The organism is Neorhizobium sp. NCHU2750 (genome assembly GCF_003597675.1).
In the GTDB taxonomy this organism is placed as follows: domain Bacteria; phylum Pseudomonadota; class Alphaproteobacteria; order Rhizobiales; family Rhizobiaceae; genus Neorhizobium.
In genome coordinates this window covers 3,990,062-4,006,077 of the sequence record NZ_CP030827.1, presented here as the reverse complement: position 1 = coordinate 4,006,077, position 16,016 = coordinate 3,990,062, and the positions used below count along the sequence as shown (strand labels likewise).

The following is a 16,016-nucleotide window of genomic DNA, read 5'->3' as shown; positions in this document are numbered from 1 at the left end:
CGATGTTCAAGAAAATTCTCATCGCCAATCGCGGCGAAATCGCCTGCCGCGTGATCAAGACGGCGCGCAAGATGGGCATTCAGACCGTGGCGGTCTATTCCGATGCCGATGCCAACGCGCTGCATGTGAAACAGGCCGACGAGGCCGTGCATATCGGGCCGGCGCCCTCGGCCCAGTCCTATCTCGTCATCGACCGCATTCTTGAGGCAATCCGTAAGACCGGCGCCGATGCGGTTCATCCCGGCTATGGCTTTTTGTCGGAAAATGCCGCCTTTGCCGCAGCGCTCGAAAAGGCCGGCATCGCCTTCATCGGGCCGCCGGTCAAGGCGATCGAGGCAATGGGCGACAAGATCACCTCGAAGAAGATTGCCGCAGAGGCCGGCGTCTCCACCGTGCCCGGCCATATGGGGCTGATCGGCGATGCGGAAGAAGCGGTGCGGATCGCCGCGTCGATCGGCTATCCGGTGATGATCAAGGCATCGGCCGGCGGCGGCGGCAAGGGCATGCGGATCGCCTGGAATGACGACGAGGCCCGCGAAGGCTTTCGCTCGTCGCAGAACGAGGCGAAAAGCGCCTTCGGCGACGACCGCATCTTCATCGAGAAATTCGTCACCCAGCCCCGCCATATCGAGATCCAGGTGCTGGGCGACCAGCACGGATCGACGCTCTATCTCGGTGAACGGGAATGCTCGATCCAGCGCCGCAACCAGAAGGTCATCGAAGAGGCGCCCTCGCCGTTTCTCGACGAAGAGACCCGGAAGGCGATGGGCGAGCAGGCTGTGGCGCTGGCGAGGGCGGTCGGCTATTTTTCCGCCGGCACGGTGGAATTCATCGTCGATGGCGAACGCAACTTCTACTTTCTCGAGATGAACACCCGGCTGCAGGTGGAGCATCCGGTGACCGAGCTTGTCACCGGCGTAGACCTTGTCGAGCAGATGATCCGGGTTGCCGCCGGTGAGCGGCTATCCTTCGGCCAGAAGGATGTGGCGCTGACCGGCTGGGCGATCGAAAGCCGCCTCTATGCCGAAGACCCCTATCGCAACTTCCTACCCTCGATCGGCCGGCTTTCGCGCTATCGCCCGCCGGTGGAGGGGCTGCAAGATAGCGGCGCGATCCTGCGCAACGATACCGGCGTGTTCGAGGGCGGCGAGATCTCGATGTATTACGATCCGATGATCGCCAAGCTGTGCAGCTGGGCGGCAGATCGCATCACCGCGATCGATGCCATGCGCGATGCGCTGGATGCCTTCGAGGTGGAGGGGATCGGCCATAACCTGCCGTTCCTCTCGGCGGTGATGGACCAGCAGCGCTTTCGCAGCGGGCAATTGACGACCGCCTATATCGCGGAAGAATTTCCGGACGGGTTTTCCGGCGTCAAGCCGGCGCCTTCGGACGGGCGGAAACTTGCGGCCATCGCGGTACTGGTCCATCAGGCGCTGGAGGAGCGTGCGACGTGGATTTCGGGCACGCTGTCGAAACGGCGCCGGATGGTGAGCCGCGATTGGGTGGTGACCCTGTCCGGCGGCACCGAAATGCTCCATGAGGAAGCCATCACGCTGGACGCTTCCGCCGACGGCGCGTTCATCCTGTTTGCCGATGGCGAGAGGTTGGCTGCGGCGGGAGGATGGCTGCCGGGCCAGAGCCTTGCGGATTTCCATATCGGCGGCGAGGCGATGATGGTGAAGGTCGATCGGACGGGATCGGCAATCCGGCTGCGCTGGCGCGGCATGGACGTGACGGCCCGCGTGCGCTCGCCGCGCATTGCCGAACTGGCGCGGCTGATGCCGGTGAAAGTGCCGCCGGACACATCGAAAATGCTGCTCTGCCCGATGCCCGGCGTGATTACCTCGGTCACGGTTGAAGCCGGCGACCGGGTGGAGGCAGGCCAGACACTCGCGACTGTCGAGGCGATGAAGATGGAAAACGTGCTGAAGGCCGAGCGGCAGGGACTGGTGAAACGGGTTGCCGCAACGCCCGGCCAGAGCCTTGGCGTGGACGAGCTGATCCTCGAATTCGAATAGTCGCGCATTCAGCCAAGCGGGATTGGGTCGGCTCGTTGCTCCGTCCCCTCTAGCGCGGGTTGGAGACTGGGTTTTTCGAGCAACTCCGCTTTTCTTCGAAACGCGAAGTCGCCCTATTCTTCTTCGGCGCAGTCCCGAACTGCAAAACTGCGACGCAGTTTTGCCGCCGCTGCTTTCAGATAAAAATCATGCTATCGGTCCGGCCGATCGCATGATTGGACTTTTATGGAAACCTCGCTCTATCTGCCCGTCAAACAGTTTCTCGAACAGGCCGGCTATTCGGTGAAGGGGGAGATCGGCGGTTGCGACATCGTCGGGATCAGCGAGGGCGATCCGACCGTCATGGTGGTCTGCGAGCTGAAACTCTCCTTCAATCTGGAACTGATCCTGCAGGCGGTCGACCGTGCCACAGCCGCTGACGAGGTGTGGATTGCCGCCCGCGTTTCGGCAAAGGGACGAGGCCGCGAAGCCGACAAACGCTACCGCGATCTCTGCCGGCGGCTCGGCATCGGCATGCTCGGCGTGTCCGATGGAGGCGAGGTCAGCATCCTCGTCAGTTCCGTCTCGCCGATGCCGCGCAGCAATCCGAAACGGCGCACGAAGCTGATCAAGGAACACCGCAAGCGGCAGGGGGATCCTGCCAGAGGCGGCTCGACCAAGGTGCCGATCATGACGGCCTACCGGCAGCAGGCACTCGCCTGCGCATCGGCCCTCACCGATGGTCCGCTTCGTCCGCGAGATCTCAAGACGATCACCGACAAGGCCGGACAGATCCTTCGCGACAACTATTACGGCTGGTTCGAAAAGATCGACAAGGGCGTCTATGCGCTGAGCGACGACGGGATCAGGGCGGTGGAGATGTGGAGAACGAGCGACGGTGCAAAAGCGCCTGCGGGTCCTCTGTCGCTATAGACCATAGGCCTTGCGGTTCGCCTCGATCATGGCGTCAATCCGCCGCTCGCTTTCTTCCATCGTAATGAACTCGCCATTCATCCGCTCGTTGAGCAGTTTTTTCAGGTCCTCGATGTCCTCTTCCGGCCATTCCGTCTCGGCACGGAGAAGCTCGAGGCCGTGCTGGACGACCTCGCTGAGGTTTTCATAATGCCCTTCCTCGACCAGCTTTCGGGCAAAGGCATCCTGCTGGTCGGTCATCGAGATGGAGGCTTTCACGGACATGACGGGCTCCTTTTCTTCGCAGAGGATACGACCGGGAAGCTCCCGTTTCAATTTCCGGAAAAATTTCGCCCATCTTCATCCCCGGCCTCAAAACCCGTGCCTACAATCATGCCGTTCCGTCGCGGATACACTGGCAGTCGTGCCGGCGAGGCGGGATCGGTTCCGGGGGTGAAGGAAGGACGTAAGTCTTCATCACCGGGGTCCGCGAAAGGATTGGCAGCCGGGACACCAAAAATTCCGGTTTGGGCTCGGCCCATAGGGCAAACGGCGGCGGATGAAAGACCGTCGTCCCGTAAAGCCCGGAAGCGACGGCGTATCAAGGCCGCGTTGAAGCTTCCGGATGAGGCATCGGATAGAGCCGATGTTGTTTGCTTCGAACCGATCGGGCTGCGGATAAAAACTGCCGAACGGGGCGCTGAGAGGTGTCACATTTAAACTTAAACTAAGAGGCAGCTTTCAGCGCCCTGTCCAAGTTCTATATTGAACATCACGGCGTCTGCGACGCGCGTGAACGAAACCGCATGGTGAGGAGAAACCGGTGTCGGACAACAGCTCGAAGACCGATCGGCAGGCCAACAGGGACGATTGGGAAAAGCTTGCGGAGAAGGAGTTGAAGGCCTCGCCCGACACGCTGACCTGGCACACGGCCGAGGGGATCGACATCAAGCCGCTCTACACGGCGGATGATCTTGCCGGCATTTCCCATCTCGACACGATGCCGGGCATCAAACCCTTCCTGCGCGGGCCGCGGGCCACCATGTATGCCGGCCGGCCCTGGACGATCCGGCAATATGCCGGCTTTTCCACCGCCGAAGCGTCCAACGCATTCTATCGGCGCAATCTTGCCGCCGGACAGAAGGGGCTTTCCGTCGCCTTCGACCTTGCCACCCATCGCGGCTACGATTCGGACCATCCGCGCGTCGAGGGCGATGTCGGCAAGGCGGGCGTGGCGATCGACAGCGTCGAGGACATGAAGATCCTGTTCGACGGCATTCCGCTCAAAGAGATGTCTGTGTCGATGACGATGAACGGCGCGGTGATCCCGATCCTTGCCGCCTTCATCGTTGCCAGCGAGGAACAGGGCTGTTCGCGCGCCGAGCTGTCGGGCACGATCCAGAACGACATCCTCAAGGAGTTCATGGTCCGCAACACCTATATCTATCCGCCCGAGCCCTCGATGCGGATCGTTGCCGACATTATCGACTATACGGCGCGGGAAATGCCGCGCTTCAACTCCATTTCGATATCCGGCTATCACATGCAGGAGGCAGGGGCGACGCTCACGCAGGAGCTTGCCTTCACGCTGGCCGACGGTCGCGAATATGTGCGCGCGGCGCTCGCCAAGGGCCTCAATGTCGACGACTTTGCTGGGCGACTGTCCTTCTTCTTCGCCATCGGGATGAATTTCTTCATGGAGGCGGCGAAGCTCAGGGCGGCGCGGCTGCTCTGGTCGCGGATCATGGAGGAGTTCGAGCCGAAGAAGCCCGGTTCTCTGATGCTGAGGACCCATTGCCAGACGTCCGGCGTGTCGCTTGCCGAGCAGGACCCCTATAACAACGTCATCCGTACCGCCTATGAGGCGCTGTCGGCGGTGCTCGGCGGCACACAATCGCTGCATACCAATGCGCTGGACGAGGCGATGGCGCTGCCGACGGATTTTTCCGCCCGCATCGCCCGCAATACGCAGCTCATCCTGCAGCATGAGACCGGCGTCACCAAGGTGGTCGATCCGCTGGCCGGTTCCTACTATGTCGAGAGCCTGACCAATGAACTGGCGGAAAAGGCCTGGGCGCTGATCGAGGAGATCGAGGCGCTGGGCGGCATGACCAAGGCGGTGGCCGAGGGCCTGCCGAAACGCCTGATCGAGGAAGCGGCGACATTGCGCCAGGCGAAGGTCGACCGGGCGGAGGAGGTGATCGTCGGCGTCAACAAATACAGGCTGGAAAACGAGGACGAGATCGACGTTCTGGCGATCGACAACACGGCCGTGCGCAAGGCGCAGGTCGACCGGCTGGAAAAAGTGCGCCGCCAACGCGATCCGAAACGTGTCGAAGAGACACTAGCCGCCCTTTCCGAAGTGGCCAAATCCGGCACAGGCAATTTGCTGGAAGCTGCCGTCGAGGCCGCCCGCGCCCGTGCGACCGTCGGCGAGATTTCCGATGCAATGCGCCAGGCTTTCGGCGATCACTCTGCCCGACCGGAGGTGGTGGGCGATATCTACGGCCCCGCCTATGCGGACGATCCGGAATACCGGACAATCGTAAGCCGGCTATCGGATTACGGGAAATCCTCGGGCAAGGGCCGTCCGAAGATCCTCGTCGCCAAGCTCGGGCAGGACGGGCATGACCGCGGCGCCAAGGTGATTGCGTCGGCCTTCGGCGATATCGGCTTCGAGGTGCTCGCCGGTCCGCTGTTCCAGACGCCGGAAGAAACTGCGGATCTGGCGGTCAGCGAGAAGGTGCAGGTCGTCGGCATGTCGTCGCTTGCCGCCGGGCACCGCACGCTTGCGCCGCAGCTGGTCGAGGCGCTGAAGGAAAAGGGCGCGGAGAATATCATCGTCGTGGTCGGCGGTGTCATTCCGCGGCAGGACTATGACTATCTGCTGGACCATGGCGTTGCCGCCGTGTTCGGGCCGGGCACCAATGTGCTCGATGCGGCCAACTCGATCATCGACCTGCTTGAAGGCAAGCGCAGGAATGCAGTGGCCTGAGCGGCGCCGTCATCACCGGGCAGGAACAAAACTCTTGCGGATGCGGAGTTCGGGAGCGACCCTTTCCCAGGCGCGGGGTGCAGCCGGGTTCTGCAGGCGCTGGTCGATCAGCATCACGGCACGGGCAGCGATCACCACCGGATCCTGCCGGAAGGTGGTTAGCTCGTAGCTCATCCAGGCCGATTCCGGCACGTCGTCAAAGCCGATCAGGGCCACGTCGTCCGGCACGTTCAGGCCGAATTCGCGGCGGATGACATCCATCGCGCCGAAGGCCAGAAGATCATTGGCGCAGAAGATCGCATCCGGCCGATCGCCTTCTGAAAACAGCGCACGGGCAGCGGCAACTCCGCCGTGATAGTCGGAATCGCGGCCGGTCGCGATCCGCGCCTCAAGACCTTCGGTACGGGCGGCGGCGACAAAGGCGTCCTGCCGTTCGGCGATGCTGGGCGTTGCCGAATGCGAGCTGATCACCGCCAGGCGGCGGCGGCCGGCGGAGATGAAGGCCGATGCCGCCTGTCTCGATGCTTCGGCATTGCCGGCCAGAACATGATCGGCATCCGGCTCGGAGCGGCCGATGACGACGAGCGGCTGGCCGTTGCGCTGGGCAAGCTCGAAGAAACTTGCCGGCGGCGAGCCGGAGAGAATGATGGTCGCCTCGGCGCGGTGGCCGATCAGCATCTTTTGCGCGGCCAGCAATTCCTCCTCGGTCTCGCCGGTATTGATCAGCACCGGTATCGAACCACGGCGGATCAGCGCCTTGGTGAGCGCCGCCGTCAGGTGGGCGCGAAAGCCGATTTCCGGCTTGGTGGCGACGACACCGACAAGCCGGCTCTGGTTCAAAAGCACGCCGCGGGCGAGATCATTGACGTGATAACCCAGCTCCTCGGCCGCCTTCATCACCTTTTCGCGGGTTGCCGGCGAGACGCTGGCACCGGGCGTAAACGTGCGGGAAACGGCCGAGCGGGAAACGCCGGCAAGTTTTGCCACCTGTTCGGCGCTGACGAAGCCCATGCGCTTTTCGTCCTTCATGATCGTCAGTGCCCCACTTTGGAAAGAACATCGGCCCGCAGGAAGCGCTCGACCACCGCCATGAAGATCAGCGAGGGAATGAGCAGAAGAAGCGCGGTGATCGATGCGATCTGGTAATTGCCGCCGGCACCGGCGGTGTAGAGCAGGAGCGGCAGCATGTTGACGTCGGGAGCGCCGACGAAATAGCTGCCGGTGAATTCATCCAGGCTTTCGAGGAAAACGAAAATGGCACTTGCCATGAGACCCGGTGCTGCAAGCGGAAGCGTCACATCCATGAAGGTGCGCATGGCGCCGGCACCGATATTGCGGGCGGCCTGTTCGAGCTCGATGTCGATCGCCGAAAAGGCTGCGGTGGCAATCCACACCGCGTAAACGAGACCGTGCGAAACGTGGACCAGAACGACGCCGGGGATCGTGCCGTTGAGGCCGATCTCGTAGAAGATGCGGGCGATGTTGACGTAGACGGTGAGGTTGGGAAAGGCCTGCGGGATGAGAAAGGCCAGCAGGATGAGGCCGCGCAAGGGCAGTTTCAACCGGGCAAGCGCGTAACCGGCGGGGATGGCCAAAGCCAGGGCCACGACCACCGTCAGCACGGCCACGAGGATGGAATTGCCGAGCGATTCCAGCGCACCGCCACGCGGAGCAAACACCCTTGCCCAGGAGCTGAAGCCGTATTGCAGCGGCAGGCTGTGGGGGTAATACCATTTCTCCGCCACGGTCCAGAGCAGCATATTCAAAAGCGGCCCGGAGATGAAAAAGGCGAGCGTGCCGAAAACGATGCCGCGCGGCACCCACCAGAGGGCGTTGACGAGCGTGTGGTTGGCTTTCAGGCCGGTCATGATGCGCTCTCCCACTATGCCCGTTCCTTAAGGCTGGCCTTCAGATAGATCCAGGCGACGGAGGCTGCGAGAGCCAAGGAGATGAGGCCGAGCGCGTTGGCGACGCCGTAATCGCCGTAGGAATTGATGCGGAAGGCGATATCGGCGGTGATCATGGTGGGCGACTGGGCATTGATCATCAGCGGTACCGAGAGAACCGACATCATGGTGACGAAGGACAGGATGAGGCCGACCGTCACCGTCATGGCGACCTGTGGCACAATGATTTCGATGAGGACCCGAAGCTTCGAGGCGCCGAGATTGCGGGCGGCATCGATGGTCTCGCGATTGATCGAGGCCATGGCACCGGCGACCAGCAGGGCGACGAAGGGCGTCTGCTTCCAGACGAAGGCGATGACGATGCCGCGCCAGTCGAGATAGCTCGTGGCATCGATCGGCGACAGGAGGCCGAGATTGATGGCGACATTGTTGAGCATGCCGGTCTTGGCGAGGAAGGTGCGCAGGATCTGGCCGACGACGATGAAGGGAATGAACATCGGCCAGCGATAGAGAAAGCGCAGGATGGCGACGGCCTTCGGGTTTTCGCCGAGCGTCAGGTAACCGCCGATGGCGATCGACAATATGCCGATCAGAACGGTCGACAGGCCGACGATCAGGACGGTGAAGACGATATCCTTGCTGTAGAGGTCGAAGGTCTTTTCGAAATTGCCAAGCCCATAGGCACCGTCGACCTGAAACGCTCCGACCGCCGACATGACGAGGGGCAGGATGAACAGGAAGACGATCACCGCCAAAGCGGGCGCGACCAGAATGAGACCGAGGAGACGTCTTTGCATTTCGTTGTGCTCGATGCGAGGCGAGTTACTAAGGGCCATTCTCGATCAGTGAGAAACGGCGATCTTGTCGGAGAAGTCCCCCTCCGGCCGGCCGGCCTACCTGGATTGAGCCACGTGTCTCAACCCGCTCTTCGAGCCCCCCACAAGGGGGAGAAACTTCGCGGCACCCGGCTGCCTCAATTTAGAGGCTCGACGGAGCGGCCAGGTTAGGCCCTCCCCCTTGTGGGGAGGGTTGGGAGGGGTCTTTTTCGAATGCACTTCCCTCTCGGTCGAGGAGAAGGCAGTCGCCGGCTTACTTGACCGACTTCTCGTAGGCTTCGAGGATCGCGTCGTTATAGGGTGCGATCGGGAAGGGCTTGCCCTTGGTGGCGAGATCTTCCGGCGAAATGTCGACAAAGAGCTTGTTCCAGGTGGCGTCGTCGAGTTCGGCCTTGACTTTGTCGGCGTCGATACCCGGATACCAGTTGAAGCGCTTGACGATGCCTTCCGCCTGAACCTTGGGGCTGGTGGCGAGCGCCACGAACTTTTCGGCCAGATCTTTGTGGGCGGTCTTTTCCGGAATGACGTAATGCATCGGCTGGCCCGGCATGCCCGGAGCCGGCAGAACGAGCTTCAGTGTCGGCGGAAGCTGGCCGCTGGCCTGCCAGGAATAGAACATGTCGACCCAGACCGGACCCATGGCGATTTCGCCGCGGGCCAGAAGATCGAGCGTGCCGGCATTGCCGGGCGTCAGCGTGGCATTGGTGGTGAAGTCGGCGAGCTTCTTGAAGGCGCCGTCCCACTTCTTGGTCTCTTCCTGCTTGAAGGGGCCGTTCATCAGCGTCTTGGCATCGCCATCACCAAAGGCATAGATCCAGCCCATGACGAAGGATACGCCGGAAGCGCCGCCCTTGATGCCGTTATAGCCGAACTGCTTGGGATGCGCCTTGGCCCAGTCGGCAAGTTCCGCATAGGACTTCGGCGGGTTCGGAACGAGAGCCGGGTTATAGGCGATGGCCGTCTGGCTGTTGAACATCGGCATGACGTAACCGTCGACATTGGTGCCGAGCGCCATCTTGGCGTTGTCGCGGGTGACCAGCTTGCCGGTGTCGATATCGCCGCGATACTTGGCGAGATAGCCCTTGGTGACCATCGGGCCGACGAATTTTTCGTGGACGACGGCAACGTCGACATCCCACTTTTCGGCCTTGGCAGCAGCCTGGGCATCAAAACGCTCAAGCAGCTTCTGCGAGCCCGAATCGCCGGGGCCGGTGCCGATGGCGCGGACCGTGTTGCCCGGATAGGTCTTCTCGAACAGCGGGCCGAGATACTGGTTGATGTAGTCGACCATGTTCTGGTCGCCAGCAGTGGCGACCGTCAGCTCTTCGGCCGAGGCGGTCGTGTGGAGCGGCAGGGCCGCGAAGGCGACCGCGAAGGCGGCGTAGGACAGTCTCTTCATGGTGTTTCTCCCTGGTGACGGTTGGGGAATGGCGATTGTCGAATGGAAAATTGCGGGTATGAAAACTCAGGTATTGAACAGAAAAAGCGCATCTGCCGGCACATGGACGGCGACCCTTTCACCCGGCGCGAAGGAGCGATCGGCATCCGCCAGGATTTCCGAATGGTTCTCCCCGAGCCCAAGCATCACCACATGGCGCCAGTGGCCACCGGGATAGCTGACGGCTGCGACAGTGCCGTGAAAGACGATGCCGGCGGCATCGGGAACAGATTGCGCGTCGGGATAGAGCCGCGCCGCTTCGGGCCGGAAGCGTGCCTCGACGGTTCCCGAGACCAGCGGGCGGCCGCCAACCGGAACGGCAGTCGCCGCATTGGCCGGGCCGGCAGCGATGGCGAAGGTCTCGCCGTCGCGCGTGCCATCCAGCGTGAGCACATTCTCGGCACCCATGAAGGCGGCAACGAAGGAGGAGGCCGGGCGATTGAACACCTCTTCCGGCGTTCCCTCTTGGGCGATGCGGCCGGCATCGAGAATGACGATCCGGTCGGCCATCACCATGGCCTCCTCGCGATCGTGGGTGACATGGATTGCGGTGATGCCGAGCCTTTTCTGCAGCGCACGCAGTTCGTGGCGCACGGTGAGGCGAATGCGGGCATCGAGATTGGAGAGCGGCTCATCGAGAAGCAGGATTTCCGGATCGATGGCGAGCGCTCGACCAAGTGCGACGCGCTGGCGCTGGCCACCGGAGAGCGCTGCCGGCTTGCGCGCCTCAAGCCCGCCAAGGCCGAGCAGGGCCTGCATAGCGGAGACCTTCTCGGCAATCTGCGCCCGGGGCATGCCCTTCAGCTTCAAGCCATAGCCGATATTCTGGGCAACCGTCATATGCGGCCAGAGCGCGTAGGACTGGAAGACCAGCGCCATGCCGCGCTTGTCGGGCGGCAGATGGGCGACGTCCCGGCTACGAACGCGGACGGTTCCGGAACTCGGGCTGTTGAAGCCGGCGATCAGGCGCAGAAGCGTGGTCTTGCCGCAGCCGGAGGAGCCGAGCAGCGCGACGAACTCGCCCTTCTCGATCGACAGGTCGATATCCTTGAGCACCTGGGTCGCGCCATAACGGCTCGCGACACCCTGCAACTGAAGAAAACCGACCTCGTCCATACTGCCCCCTTTGCACAGCCGTGCAACTTTCGAGCAGGTTCTTAGAGCGGGAGTTTTACAGGCACATGACAGTCGCGTGCCAGAAAGCCAAAACCCGGCTCAGAGCCTTTCCTGGTTAAATTGAAGCGCTCTGCCGGAGCAGGTTTTCGACAGGGCAAAGGCGATTGGCGACGGGCATACCCCACGGTACGTCCGAGCCGATCGCCTTTGATCCTGGCGGAAAGATGCCCGGCCCTTCGGGTTGGCTGAAGCGGGCCGCCTGATCGACCGGCCGGCTTGGCCGTAAGCCTTGGCTACGACGCGCGCCTGCCGGTCGACCATGCGACCCCGCTTGAGCCAACAGAGCGTTTCAATTTAACCAGGAAAGGCTCTAGCCGAGGAGCAGAGCGTCCTTGAGACCGACACCCTGTTTGGGCTGCAGGTCGAGATCGGCTTCGATGTGATCGATGTGATGCAGCATGAGATCGGCCGCGCGCTTTGCATCGCCGCGTTCGATCAGGTCGAGAATAGCAAAATGTTCGCTATGGCCGCAGCTCGATACGCCGGAGCGGCCGTAGAGCGCGATAACCAGCGAGGAGCGGGCAACAAGTTCGTCCATGAAGCGCTGCAGGATGGCATTGCCGGCGACCGAGGCCAGCATCAGGTGGAAATCGCCCGATGCCTTGATCTCGGCACGACGCGCGGCAGGCCCGCGCTCGTTCATGTAGCGCTCTTCCTCGATCAGCTGTTCGCGGAAACGGGCAATATCCTCGGACGTGATGCGCTCGACGGCGCCGGCGACGATGCCCGGCTCGATCAGGCGGCGGGAGGCGAAGATCTGGCGGGCTTCCTCCGGCGAGGGATTGGAAACGAAGGCGCCGCGATTGCGCTCGGTCTTCACCAGGCCTTCGAAGGTCAGCATCTGCAGCGCGGCGCGTGCCACCGTGCGGCTGACATCGAACAGGGCACCGACTTCCGCTTCCGACAGCTTGGTTCCCGGCGCAAGACGCCGATCGATGATGGCGTTACGCAGGGATTCGCGAATCGCGAGCGAACGATCTTCGATATGCGGGTCGGTACTGGCTGGGGTCTTTTCGAGCAGGGTCATGGCGTGTTGTCCGGTATATTTCCTTGTAACCCGCCGAATAGCTCTCTGCATAGTGGGGATGTTCTGCAATCCAACACCAAGATTGCATACGATTTGAACATTGATCGAAAACGATCGCTGCAAATTTGCGCAAACCAGCATGCGCTTGCGAAGCGGCTTGCAGATTATCCTTTGAGTTCAACGGCAAAGCGAACTGGCACACCTCCTGCATGACAAGAATGTCGCAGGAGAGTGCCTATGAGCAAAGCCGCTGAAATAGACATCGTATCCGTTTCCAAGATCTACGGCACCACGACGGCGGTGCACGAGATCAGCCTGAAGATACCGGCCGGCACCTATTGCTGCCTGCTTGGGCCCTCCGGCTGCGGAAAGACTTCGACGCTCCGGATGATTGCCGGCCACGAGAGCATTTCGACCGGCGATATCCGGCTCGGCAATTCGGTCGTCACCGACCTGCCGCCGGCCAAGCGCGGCACGGCGATGATGTTCCAGTCCTATGCGCTGTTCCCGCATCTCGATCTCGTCGACAATGTCGCCTTCTCCTTGAAGATGAAGGGCGTCGAAAAGGACGAGCGGCGCGCCAAGGCGCTCGACATGCTGAAGCTGATGCAGCTCGAAGCCTATGCGACGCGCCGGCCGGCCCAGCTTTCCGGCGGCCAGCAGCAGCGCGTGGCGCTTGCCCGCGCCTTGATCACCGACCCGGAAGCGCTGTTGCTCGACGAACCGCTTTCGGCGCTCGACCCGTTCTTGAAGATCCGCATGCGGGCGGAGCTGAAGAAGTTGCAGACCTCGCTCGGCATCACCTTCGTGCATGTGACGCACAGCCAGGAAGAGGCAATGGCGCTGGCCGACATCATCGTCATCATGAATGACGGGCGTATCGAGCAGGCAGCCCATCCGCGCACAGTGTTCGAGCGGCCGGCAACCGCCTTCGTCGCCAAGTTCATGGGCGACCACAACGTGATTTCCGGCCGGGTGACGAAGAGCGAAGGCGACGAACTGATGATCTCGGTTCCGGCCGGCGGCGATTTCCTCGCCATCGGTGCGGGTACTGCCGGACTGACCGACACGGCCGACATCGCCGTGCGCACCGACCATGTGCGCGTGACGCCGGCAACGGAAAAGGGACTGGGCTTCATCGGCTCGGTCTCCAACGTCGAATATCGCGGCTCTTCGGTGAAGCTCACCGTCAACGGCTCCGGTATCGAAGACTTCACGGCCATCCTGAGCGACAGGGACTATTTCGCCAATCCGGTGAAAGTGGGCGATGCGATCCCGCTTTCGTGGGAGCGCGAGGACGCATTGGTGCTTGGCCGGCTGAAACACTGAACCATAACAATAGACCTCAAGAGGAGAACTGACATGACGGAGACGAAGAAGACGGCAAAGGGAATTTCCCGCCGTTCGCTGCTGAAGACGGCATCTGCCGCGGCCGGCCTTGCCGCCGGTTCAGGCGCCATCACCGGCTTCCCGACCATCTGGGCGCAGAACCCGATCACGCTTCGCCAGTTCGGCACCGGCGTTTCGAACATCAATGCGATCGCCGAGAAGTGCAAGGCCGACCTCGGCATCACGCTCGAGATGACGGCAACCGACTCGGACGCCGCCGCCCAGCGCGCCGTCACTCAGCCGGGCTCCTACGATATCGCCGATATCGAATACTGGATCCTGAAGAAGGTCTATGCCGCCGGCGTCATCCAGCCGATGGATACCAAGAAGCTGAAATTCTACGACAAGGTCGTGCCGCTGTTCAAGAACGGCAAGCTGACGCCCGACAGCAAGATCGCCCAGGGCACGGCACCGCATACGGTCGGCTTCGTCGAGAAGCCCGGCGACAAGAAATTCGCCAAGGAAGAGACCCAGTGGTTCACGATGATGCCGACGATCTACAATGCCGACACGCTCGGCATCCGTCCGGACCTCGTCGGCCGCGAGATCACCAGCTGGGCTGACATTCTCGACCCGAAGTTCAAGGGCAAGACGGCTATCCTCAACATCCCGTCGATCGGCATCATGGATGCCGCGATGATCATGGAAGCATCCGGCCAGATCAAATATGCCGACAAGGGCAACATGACCAAGGCCGAGATCGACAAGACGATCGATTTCCTGATCAAGACCAAGCAGGCCGGCCAGTTCCGTGCCTTCTGGAAGTCGTTCGACGAGTCGGTCAACCTGATGGCATCTGGCGAAGTGGTGATCCAGTCGATGTGGTCGCCGGCGGTTGCCGCAGTCCGTTCCAAGGGCATCGCCTGCAAGTTCCAGCCGCTCAAGGAAGGCTATCGTTCGTGGGGCGGCGGTCTCGGCCTTGCCTCGCATCTGAAGGGCGCACAGCTCGACGCTGCCTATGACTATATCAACTGGTACACGTCCGGCTGGGTCGGCGCCTACCTGAACCGCCAGGGCTACTATTCCGCCTGCATGGATACCGCCAAGGGCTTCATGTCGGAAGACGAATGGGGCTACTGGATCGAAGGCAAGGCGGCCAAGGGCGACATCCTCTCGCCGGAAGGCAAGGTGATGGAAAAGGCCGGTGCCGTGCGCGACGGCGGTTCCTTCGAGGAACGCATGGGCCATGTCGCCTGCTGGAACTCCGTCATGGACGAGGACCGCTACATGGTCCGCCGCTGGAACGAGTTCATCGCGGCTTAACGGCATTCGCCGACCAGTCCCCTCCCCCTTGTGGGGAGGGTTAGGGAGGGGCCTTTCGAAAACCCCTCCCGGCCTGCCGGCCACCCTCCCCACAAGGGGGAGGGAAAATTGCGGCACTGCCTGCGCCTCAAACGAAGTTCAGCCGCGAAGAGGGATACGAGACATGGCGACGATGACATCCTCCGAGACGGACAAGATCGAAAACCCGAAAAGGGGCTTTCGGCTGCCGCTTGCCGTCATCTCATATCTCCAGTCATTGCCGCTGGCGCTGATCCTCGGCTTCTTCCTGCTTCTGCCGATCATCATGATCGCGGTGGTCAGCTTCTGGGACTATGATTTCGCCCAGATGTATCCCGACTTCCTGACGATGAACTATACCGAGACGCTCGGTTCATGGGTTACCTGGAAGACCTATCTCAACACGCTGAAATATGCCGTGCTGGTGTGGGCGATCACGCTCTTCATCGGCTTCTGGGTCGCCTATTTCCTCGCCTTCCACATCCGCACGACATCGATGCAGATGGTGCTGTTTCTCGTCTGCACCGTGCCGTTCCTGACGTCGAACATCATCCGGATGATCTCGTGGATCCCGGTTCTGGGGCGAAACGGGCTGGTCAACTCGGCACTGGTCGGGTCCGGGATCGTGTCCCAGCCGGTGGAATGGCTGCTCTATTCGGAATTCGCCGTCGTGCTGGCCATGGTGCATCTCTACACGCTGTTCATGGTGACGCCGATCTTCAACACGCTGATGCGCATCGACAAATCTCTGGTCGAGGCGGCGCGCGATGCCGGCGCCACCTCCTGGCAGATCATCTGGAACGTCATCATACCGCTCGCCAAGCCGGGCATGGCGATCGGCACGATCTTCGTCGTGACGCTGGTCATGGCGGACTTCTCCACCGTGCAGGTGATGTCCGGCGGACAGAGCGCATCCGTGGCGCTGATGATGAAGAACCAGATGTCGCTCCTGCAATATCCCGCCGCCGCCGCAAATGCCGTCGTGCTTCTGGTGCTGGTGCTTCTGATGGTTGCCGGCATCCTGCGCATCGTCGATATCCGGAAGGAGCTTTGAG

Annotated in this window: 13 protein-coding genes; 6 read left to right on the top strand and 7 right to left on the bottom strand. The window is 61.9% G+C overall.

Going from position 1 to position 16,016, the window contains the following annotated elements; translation table 11 throughout:
• Nucleotides 1-2: 2 nt before the first annotated feature.
• Nucleotides 3-2,021 carry an acetyl-CoA carboxylase biotin carboxylase subunit gene (locus tag NCHU2750_RS19235; RefSeq protein ID WP_119942210.1) on the top strand — a complete coding sequence of 673 codons (2,019 nt, stop codon included), beginning with the start codon at nt 3-5 and terminating at the stop codon, nt 2,019-2,021.
• A 225-nt stretch (nt 2,022-2,246) separates the two neighbouring features.
• The gene (locus tag NCHU2750_RS19230) at nt 2,247-2,933 is read left to right on the top strand and encodes a DUF2161 domain-containing phosphodiesterase (RefSeq protein ID WP_119942208.1); all 687 of its coding nucleotides are present in this window, start codon (nt 2,247-2,249) and stop codon (nt 2,931-2,933) included.
• On the opposite strand, the gene NCHU2750_RS19225 is transcribed toward NCHU2750_RS19230, so the two are convergent.
• A complete protein-coding gene (locus NCHU2750_RS19225) occupies nt 2,928-3,197 on the bottom strand; it encodes a ribbon-helix-helix domain-containing protein (RefSeq protein ID WP_119943556.1) in 270 nt (89 codons plus the stop codon). The two genes, NCHU2750_RS19230 and NCHU2750_RS19225, sit on opposite strands and share 6 nt — an antisense overlap.
• Nucleotides 3,198-3,735: 538 nt before the next feature.
• On the opposite strand from NCHU2750_RS19225, the gene scpA reads away from it, so the two are divergent.
• Nucleotides 3,736-5,907 carry a methylmalonyl-CoA mutase gene (gene scpA / locus NCHU2750_RS19220; RefSeq protein WP_119942206.1) on the top strand — a complete coding sequence of 724 codons (2,172 nt, stop codon included), beginning with the start codon at nt 3,736-3,738 and terminating at the stop codon, nt 5,905-5,907.
• 12 nt (nt 5,908-5,919) lie between these two features.
• Here the strand turns inward: scpA and NCHU2750_RS19215 are convergent, their stop codons facing one another.
• From NCHU2750_RS19215 to NCHU2750_RS19180, 6 genes are all read right to left on the bottom strand, one after another.
• Nucleotides 5,920-6,936, bottom strand: coding sequence for a LacI family DNA-binding transcriptional regulator (locus NCHU2750_RS19215; protein ID WP_245480288.1), 1,017 nt, complete (start codon nt 6,934-6,936; stop codon nt 5,920-5,922).
• Nucleotides 6,937-6,941: 5 nt separating this feature from the next.
• Entirely contained in the window at nt 6,942-7,775 is an 834-nt protein-coding gene (locus tag NCHU2750_RS19210) for an ABC transporter permease (protein ID WP_119942204.1), read from the bottom strand.
• A 14-nt stretch (nt 7,776-7,789) separates the two neighbouring features.
• On the bottom strand, nt 7,790-8,611 hold the full coding sequence (locus NCHU2750_RS19205; protein WP_119942202.1) for an ABC transporter permease: 822 nt from the start codon (nt 8,609-8,611) through the stop codon (nt 7,790-7,792).
• A 292-nt stretch (nt 8,612-8,903) separates the two neighbouring features.
• Nucleotides 8,904-10,049 carry an ABC transporter substrate-binding protein gene (locus tag NCHU2750_RS19200; protein WP_205583868.1) on the bottom strand — a complete coding sequence of 382 codons (1,146 nt, stop codon included), beginning with the start codon at nt 10,047-10,049 and terminating at the stop codon, nt 8,904-8,906.
• A gap of 66 nt (nt 10,050-10,115) precedes the next feature.
• Nucleotides 10,116-11,204 (bottom strand): ABC transporter ATP-binding protein, encoded by a 1,089-nt coding sequence (locus NCHU2750_RS19195; protein WP_119942200.1) that lies wholly within the window; start codon nt 11,202-11,204, stop codon nt 10,116-10,118.
• 370 nt (nt 11,205-11,574) lie between these two features.
• Nucleotides 11,575-12,291: a GntR family transcriptional regulator gene (locus tag NCHU2750_RS19180; protein ID WP_119942198.1), complete on the bottom strand. Its 717-nt coding sequence runs from the start codon at nt 12,289-12,291 to the stop codon at nt 11,575-11,577.
• A 237-nt stretch (nt 12,292-12,528) separates the two neighbouring features.
• Here NCHU2750_RS19180 and NCHU2750_RS19175 point away from each other — a divergent pair, with 237 nt between their 5' ends.
• The 3 genes from NCHU2750_RS19175 to NCHU2750_RS19165 all read left to right on the top strand — a co-directional run bounded on the left by NCHU2750_RS19175 (nt 12,529) and on the right by NCHU2750_RS19165 (nt 16,015).
• Complete coding sequence (locus tag NCHU2750_RS19175; RefSeq protein WP_119942196.1) at nt 12,529-13,620, top strand: ABC transporter ATP-binding protein; 1,092 nt, start codon at nt 12,529-12,531, stop codon at nt 13,618-13,620.
• Between the two features lie 33 nt (nt 13,621-13,653).
• Nucleotides 13,654-14,943: an ABC transporter substrate-binding protein gene (locus NCHU2750_RS19170; protein ID WP_119942194.1), complete on the top strand. Its 1,290-nt coding sequence runs from the start codon at nt 13,654-13,656 to the stop codon at nt 14,941-14,943.
• 163 nt (nt 14,944-15,106) lie between these two features.
• Entirely contained in the window at nt 15,107-16,015 is a 909-nt protein-coding gene (locus tag NCHU2750_RS19165; RefSeq protein ID WP_119942192.1) for an ABC transporter permease, read from the top strand.
• The last annotated feature ends 1 nt before the right edge of the window (nt 16,016 follow it).

Bases quoted from the DNA above. Each gene is read 5' to 3' on its own strand.
- NCHU2750_RS19215 (WP_245480288.1), bottom strand. From the start codon at position 6,936: ATGAAGGACGAAAAGCGCATGGGCTTCGTCAGCGCCGAACAGGTGGCA.
- NCHU2750_RS19200 (WP_205583868.1), bottom strand. From the start codon at position 10,049: ATGAAGAGACTGTCCTACGCCGCCTTCGCGGTCGCCTTCGCGGCCCTG.
- NCHU2750_RS19175 (WP_119942196.1), top strand. From the start codon at position 12,529: ATGAGCAAAGCCGCTGAAATAGACATCGTATCCGTTTCCAAGATCTAC.
- NCHU2750_RS19230 (WP_119942208.1), top strand. From the start codon at position 2,247: ATGGAAACCTCGCTCTATCTGCCCGTCAAACAGTTTCTCGAACAGGCC.
- NCHU2750_RS19195 (WP_119942200.1), bottom strand. From the start codon at position 11,204: ATGGACGAGGTCGGTTTTCTTCAGTTGCAGGGTGTCGCGAGCCGTTAT.
- NCHU2750_RS19235 (WP_119942210.1), top strand. From the start codon at position 3: ATGTTCAAGAAAATTCTCATCGCCAATCGCGGCGAAATCGCCTGCCGC.
- NCHU2750_RS19210 (WP_119942204.1), bottom strand. From the start codon at position 7,775: ATGACCGGCCTGAAAGCCAACCACACGCTCGTCAACGCCCTCTGGTGG.
- NCHU2750_RS19165 (WP_119942192.1), top strand. From the start codon at position 15,107: ATGGCGACGATGACATCCTCCGAGACGGACAAGATCGAAAACCCGAAA.
- NCHU2750_RS19170 (WP_119942194.1), top strand. From the start codon at position 13,654: ATGACGGAGACGAAGAAGACGGCAAAGGGAATTTCCCGCCGTTCGCTG.
- NCHU2750_RS19225 (WP_119943556.1), bottom strand. From the start codon at position 3,197: ATGTCCGTGAAAGCCTCCATCTCGATGACCGACCAGCAGGATGCCTTT.
- NCHU2750_RS19205 (WP_119942202.1), bottom strand. From the start codon at position 8,611: ATGCAAAGACGTCTCCTCGGTCTCATTCTGGTCGCGCCCGCTTTGGCG.
- NCHU2750_RS19180 (WP_119942198.1), bottom strand. From the start codon at position 12,291: ATGACCCTGCTCGAAAAGACCCCAGCCAGTACCGACCCGCATATCGAA.